Below are 6,000 nucleotides of genomic sequence, written 5' to 3'. Positions count from 1 at the left end.
GCTTCATGTTCACCTTCACCATCGGCGGCATGACGGGTGTGCTGCTGGCCGTGCCGCCAGCCGACTTCGTGCTGCACAACAGCCTGTTCCTGATCGCCCACTTCCACAACGTGATCATCGGCGGCGTGGTGTTCGGCGCCTTCGCCGGCATCAACTACTGGTTCCCCAAGGCCACGGGCGTGAAGCTCGATCCGTTCTGGGGCAAGGTGTCGTTCTGGTTCTGGGTTGTCGGCTTCTACTTCGCCTTCATGCCGCTTTACGTGCTCGGCCTGATGGGCGTGACGCGCCGCCTGCGCCATTTCGAGGATCCCTCGCTGCAGATCTGGTTCATGATCGCCGCCTTTGGCGCCGTGCTGGTCGCCGCCGGAATCGGCGCCATGCTGATGCAGTTCTATGTCAGCATCCGCGATCGCGAAAAGCTGCGCGACGTCACCGGCGATCCCTGGGACGGTCGCACGCTGGAGTGGTCGACCGCATCGCCGCCGCCGGATTACAACTTCGCCTTCACCCCGGTGATCTATGACGCCGACACCTATACCGACATGAAGAAGCGCGGCTACGTCCGTCCGCTGACGGGGTTCAAGGCGATCCACATGCCAAAGAGCACCGGCACGGGCGTGTATCTCGCCGCGCTCAGCACGGTCATGGCGATCGGCCTGATCTGGTACATCTGGTGGCTGGCGGCGTTGAGCTTCGTCGCTTTGCTGGCGGTCGCCATCCACCATACCTTCAATTATCACCGCGATTATCACATCCCTGTCGAGGAAGTGATCGCGACCGAAGATGCGCGCACGCGTCTGCTGACGGCCGGAGCCTGATCGATGTCCAGCGCCAATCTCGCCCCCGCTGCCGGCACCGCGGTGCCGTCGTATTACCTGACCGACGAAGCCGACCATCCGGAAGGCGGCAGCACGATGCTCGGCTTCTGGATTTATCTGATGAGCGATTGCCTCATCTTTGCGGTCCTGTTCGCCACCTACGGCGTGATCGGCGCCAACTATGCCGCCGGCCCGTCGCCGAAAGACCTGTTCGAACTGCCGCTGGTCGCGCTCAACACCGCGATGCTGCTGTTCTCGTCGATCACCTACGGCTTCGCGATGCTGTCGGCGCAGGAGGGCAACACGCGTTCGACGCAGCTCTGGCTGGCGCTGACCGCTTTGTTCGGCCTCGCCTTCCTCGGCATCGAACTGCATGAATTCCACAGCCTGATCCATGACGGCGCGACCCCGCAGCGCAGCGGCTTCCTGTCGGCGTTCTTCACGCTGGTCGGCACCCACGGCCTGCACGTCACCTTCGGCCTGATCTGGCTGGTGACGCTGATGGTGCAGGTAGGCAAGCACGGCCTGATCGCCGCCAACAAGCGCCGCCTGATGTGCCTCAGCCTGTTCTGGCACTTCCTCGACGTGATCTGGATCGGCGTCTTTACCTTCGTCTACCTGCTGGGAATGCTGCGATGACCGCTCACGCCGACACCCACCACACCGATTCCCATTCGGATTCGCACCATCACCATGATGCCCCGGCGCATGGCTCGCGCCGCGACTACATGATCGGCTTTGTGCTGTCGGTGATCCTGACCGCGATTCCGTTCTGGCTGGTGATGACGGGCGTTATTTCGAACAAGCAGGTCGCGGCCTTCGTCGTGATGGGCTTCGCGCTGGCGCAGATCGTCGTCCACATGGTCTACTTCCTGCACATGAACTCCAAGTCCGAGGGCGGCTGGACGATCATGGCGCTGATCTTCACGATCGTCGTCATCGTGATTGCGCTCAGCGGATCGCTGTGGGTGATGTTCCACCTCACCAACAACATGATGCCGATGTCCATCGACGCCATGAAGCAGATGCCGTGACCCAGGCCGGTGAACTCTCCCGTTCACCGTTGAAGCTCATTCTGCTCTGCACGATCGCCGGGGTGCTTGCCGCTGGCCTGCTGGCGCTCGGCGTCTGGCAGCTGGAACGCCGGGTCTGGAAACTCGACCTGATCCAGAAGATCGACCAGCGCGTCGGCGCGCCGCTGGTCGATGTGCCGCCGCCTTCGGCGTGGCCCTCGATAAACGCCTCCAATGATGCCTACCGCCATGTCCGCGCCAGCGGCGAATGGCTGGCCGATCGCGACACCCGCGTGCAGGCCGTCACCGCGCTGGGCGGTGGCTACTGGCTCATGACTCCGCTGCGCACCGACGCGGGCTTCGTCGTTCTCGTCAACCGCGGCTTCGTGGCCGCTGAAAACAAGGCTGCCGTGCCGGTTCCGCAGGGGCGCGCCGAGGTCACCGGGTTGCTGCGCGTCACCGAGCCGAAAGGCGGCTTCCTGCGCTCTAACGATCCCGCGGCAGAACGCTGGTTCTCCCGCGACATTGCCGCGATCGCGCAGGCGAGGGGTCTCACCGACGTCGCGCCCTATTTCATCGATGCCGCCGCGGTTCCCGGACAACTGCTGCCGGTCGGGGGGCTTACGGTGATCAGCCTGCCCAACAGCCATCTGGTCTATGCGATCACCTGGTTCGTGCTGGCCGCGATGGTGATTGGTTTCGCGGTGCGGCTGCTGCGCCGGGATTGAGCGCCGTCTTCTCCCCGTCATTGCGAGGAGTGGAGCGACGCGGCAATCCAGAAAGCCGCACGCTCTGCAAGAACTGGATTGCTTCGTCGCAAGGCTCCTCGCAATGACGGAAGCGGAACAGCCCGCGCGCATTGGCTTGATCCCTCCCGCCAATAGCCTATCTTTCCGTCACCATTTCAATTGCAAAGGCCATTGCCATGACCGACATGTCCGTCGATGCCCCGTTGCTCTCCGGCCGCTCCTCGGGCCTCGGTATCAACGGCAAGGTTACGGCGGTCGCGCTGGCGCTGCTGATCGGCGGCGCTGCGGTACTTGGTTACGTCTTCGCGTGGCGACAGGGCGCGCTGTACCTGCTTGGCGGTGCGCTCGGGCTGACGCTGTACCATGCGCTGTTCGGCTTCACCTCGGCCTGGCGCGTCTTCATCTCGGATCGCCGCGGTACTGGACTGCGCGCGCAGATGATCATGTTGGCGATCGCCGTGCTGCTGTTCTTCCCCGCGCTCGCCAATGGCAGCTTGTTCGGCCAGCCGGTGCGCGGCGAATACGGCGCGGTCGGCGTCGGCATGCTGACCGGTGCGTTCCTGTTTGGCCTGGGCATGCAGCTCGGCGGTGGCTGTGCCTCCGGTACGCTGTATACCGCCGGCGGCGGCAACACCCGGATGTTCGTGACGCTCGCGATGTTCATCGCCGGCTCGACGCTCGGCGCGAAGCATTTGCCGTGGTGGACCGCGCAGCCGAATATCGGCCCGGTGCCGCTGATCGAGAAGCTCGGCGTCGTGCCGGCGCTGTTGCTCAGCCTGCTGGTGATGGCCGGCATCTATGCGCTGACCGTGGTCATGGAAAAGCGCCGCCACGGCGAATTGCGCGGCGGTGCGGCCTCGAAGGTGCACGGCTGGCGGCGCTTCCTGCAGGGGCCGTGGCCGCTGGTGGCGGGCGCGGTCGCGCTTGCGATCGGCAATTTCGCGACGCTGTATCTGGCGGGCCGGCCGTGGGGTATCACCTCGGCCTTCGCGCTCTGGGGCTCCAAGATCGTCGCGCTTGCCGGCGGCGACGTCGCCTCGTGGCCGTACTGGCAGGGCGCGCGGGCCGCGTCGCTGCAGGACAGCGTGTTTTCCGACATCACCTCGGTGATGGATTTCGGCATCGTGATCGGTGCGCTGCTCGCCGCCGCTCTGGCCGGCAAGTTCCAGCCGCAATGGAAGATCGCGCCGCGATCATTGCTGGCGGCGATCGTCGGCGGCTTGCTGCTCGGCTACGGCGCGCGGCTCGCATACGGCTGCAACATCGGCGCGTACTTCAGCGGTATCGCCTCGGGCAGCCTGCACGGCTGGTTCTGGCTGGTCGCGGCCTTCCTCGGCAACATCCTCGGCACGCAACTGCGCCCGCTTTTCGGCCTCAGCGTCGAGCGCAGCTGATTACTTCCTCCTTCTCCCCGCGCGAAGCGAAGCTTCGCGAGGTGGGAGAAGGTGGAAACCTGTTCAGTTGAAGTAATCCGGCAGCACGAAGCCGGCATAGAACTTGTCGGCGCGGATCGCGTTCTTGAAGGTGTCGGACTTGTAGCCGGCGACGATATCCTTGGCCCACGGCGCGTCCACATTGCCGCGGCGGACGGCGACGACATTGGTGTAGGGCGTCGTCATCTTCTCCAGCGCGAAGGCCTCGGTCAGCTTCAGCCCGCTGTAGATCGCGAAGTTGCCCTGCACGGCGGCGAAGTCGACGTCGTCCAGCGCGCGCGGCGCCTGCGCATTTTCCAGCGGCACGATCTTGATGCCGGAGGGGTTCTTGATGATGTCGAGTTCGGTGACGTCGACCGGGTCGCTGTCCTTGATGTTGATCCAGCCGAGGTCGCGCAGGATCCACAGCGCGCGCTGCAGGTTCACCGGATCGTTCGGCACCGCCACGGTCATGCCCTTCTTCACGACGTCGGTCTTGCCGTGCTTCTTGGAATACAGCCCCATCGGCGGCGTCGGCACGGGGACGATGCCGGCGAGGTCGGTCTTCTGCCGCGTATTGTAGGAGTTCAGGAATACCGTGTGCTGCATCACATTGGCGTCGATGTCGTTGAGGAATACCGCGGTGTTGGCCTCCAGCCCTGTCGAGAATTCGAAGTATTTGACCGTGTAGCCCTTCTTCTTCAGCTCCGGTTCGACGCCGGCCTTGAAGCCGTCGACATAGGGGCCGGGCACGAAGCCGACTTTGATCTCGGTTTTCGGTGCGTTCTGCGCGTGGCCATGTACAGGCGTGAACAAAGCGAGCAGCGCTGCGGCGATGGCAGGGAGGGCGGTCTTCATGATGCGTCTTTCAGGAGAGAAAAGTCGTGAGGGGAATTACTTGGGCGCCCAGATTTTGGCGGCGGCGGCATCGACCTTCACCGGGATCAGGCCCTCGGCGAAGAACGCATCCGCGATGCGCTGCTGCTCCGACAGGCCCGGGAGCGTGACGGCGCCGATCTTGTAGGAGCGGTGGCTGTTGGCTTCTTCGACGGTCGAGGCGTCGATGCCCCACAGGCCGGCGAGCAAGGTGGCGGCGTCCTTTGGCTGCGACTTGACCCATTTGCCGGTCTCGTCGAGCTTGCGATAGATCACACCCAGAACATCGCTGCGGCGTTCGGCATAGGCGGCCGACGACAGATAATAGCGCTTGTAGCTGGCGAGGCCGTTGCCGCCGTCGGCCAGCACGCGGGCGCCGGACTGCTTCAGTGCGCTGGTCAGGAACGGGTCCCACGCCACCCAGGCCTGCACATTGCCGCCGACAAAGGCGATGCGGCCATCGGCCGGCGGCAGATAGGCCGGCGAAATATCCTTGAAGGTCAGCCCGGCCTTGCCGAGCGCGGCGAGCAGCAGGAAGTGGCTGCCGGCGCCCTTGGTGACGGCGATCTTGCGGTCCTTGAGATCGGCCAGGGTCTTGATCGGCGATTCCGCGGGCACCAGGATCGCCTGCGCGGAGGGCGAAGCGGCTTCCTCGGCAATGTAAGCGAGTTTGGCGCCGGCGGCCTGCGCGAACAGCGGCACGGTGTCGGCGACGTCGGCGCCGAAATCGACATTGCCGGTATTGATCGCTTCGAGCAGCGGCAGGCCGCTGGAGAACTCGTGCCACGTCACGCGCACGCCAAGCGGCGCAAGCGCCTTCTCCAGCTCGCCATTGGTCTTCAGGATCGCGGTCAGCGTCGAGGACTTCTGATAGCCGATCCGGATGGTATCTCCGGCGGGTGTCTGCGCGCAGGCGAACGAGATCGACAGGATAGATGCCATCGCGGCGAGCTGCAGAGCGGCGAGACGCTTGAACATGGGCGATATTCCGGTGAGTGGGCGAACTACGATTGGTGAAAATCGTCGGCGCATCGCGAGATGCCGGCCTTTCGCTAGGCTAGCTTCCGAGGTCCGGCAGTCAATGGAACGGCTAACCGTAGTTCCCTAGCCCGCAATGCAAGCGTGCTGCGGG

General features: G+C 64.5%; 7 protein-coding genes. 5 read left to right on the top strand and 2 right to left on the bottom strand.

The features are described 5' to 3' along the window. The 5 genes from JWQ24_RS18805 to JWQ24_RS18785 form a co-directional block, all read left to right on the top strand. Nucleotides 1-818: cbb3-type cytochrome c oxidase subunit I (locus tag JWQ24_RS18805; protein ID WP_299811369.1), on the top strand; the 818-nt coding region annotated here is incomplete at its 5' end. 3 nt (nt 819-821) lie between these two features. Next, complete coding sequence (gene cyoC, locus JWQ24_RS18800) at nt 822-1,457, top strand: cytochrome o ubiquinol oxidase subunit III (RefSeq protein WP_299811366.1); 636 nt, start codon at nt 822-824, stop codon at nt 1,455-1,457. Then, nucleotides 1,454-1,852 carry a cytochrome o ubiquinol oxidase subunit IV gene (gene cyoD, locus JWQ24_RS18795; protein WP_299811363.1) on the top strand — a complete coding sequence of 133 codons (399 nt, stop codon included), beginning with the start codon at nt 1,454-1,456 and terminating at the stop codon, nt 1,850-1,852. The genes cyoC and cyoD overlap by 4 nt, the downstream gene beginning before the upstream one ends. A gap of 29 nt (nt 1,853-1,881) precedes the next feature. Beyond that, nucleotides 1,882-2,559 carry an SURF1 family protein gene (locus JWQ24_RS18790; RefSeq protein WP_299811378.1) on the top strand — a complete coding sequence of 226 codons (678 nt, stop codon included), beginning with the start codon at nt 1,882-1,884 and terminating at the stop codon, nt 2,557-2,559. 197 nt (nt 2,560-2,756) lie between these two features. After that, entirely contained in the window at nt 2,757-3,974 is a 1,218-nt protein-coding gene (locus JWQ24_RS18785) for a YeeE/YedE family protein (RefSeq protein WP_299811360.1), read from the top strand. Between the two features lie 63 nt (nt 3,975-4,037). On the opposite strand, the gene JWQ24_RS18780 is transcribed toward JWQ24_RS18785, so the two are convergent. Further along, on the bottom strand, nt 4,038-4,850 hold the full coding sequence (locus JWQ24_RS18780; protein WP_299811357.1) for a MetQ/NlpA family ABC transporter substrate-binding protein: 813 nt from the start codon (nt 4,848-4,850) through the stop codon (nt 4,038-4,040). A 36-nt stretch (nt 4,851-4,886) separates the two neighbouring features. Beyond that, nucleotides 4,887-5,810, bottom strand: a complete 924-nt coding sequence (locus tag JWQ24_RS18775) for an aliphatic sulfonate ABC transporter substrate-binding protein (protein ID WP_299811375.1) — start codon at nt 5,808-5,810, stop codon at nt 4,887-4,889. Nucleotides 5,811-6,000: the final 190 nt, after the last annotated feature.

Source organism: Tardiphaga sp. (assembly GCF_028290495.1).
Lineage (GTDB): Bacteria > Pseudomonadota > Alphaproteobacteria > Rhizobiales > Xanthobacteraceae > Tardiphaga.
Note: the sequence above shows the minus strand (reverse complement) of the source record. Positions and strands in the feature narration are given on the sequence as shown.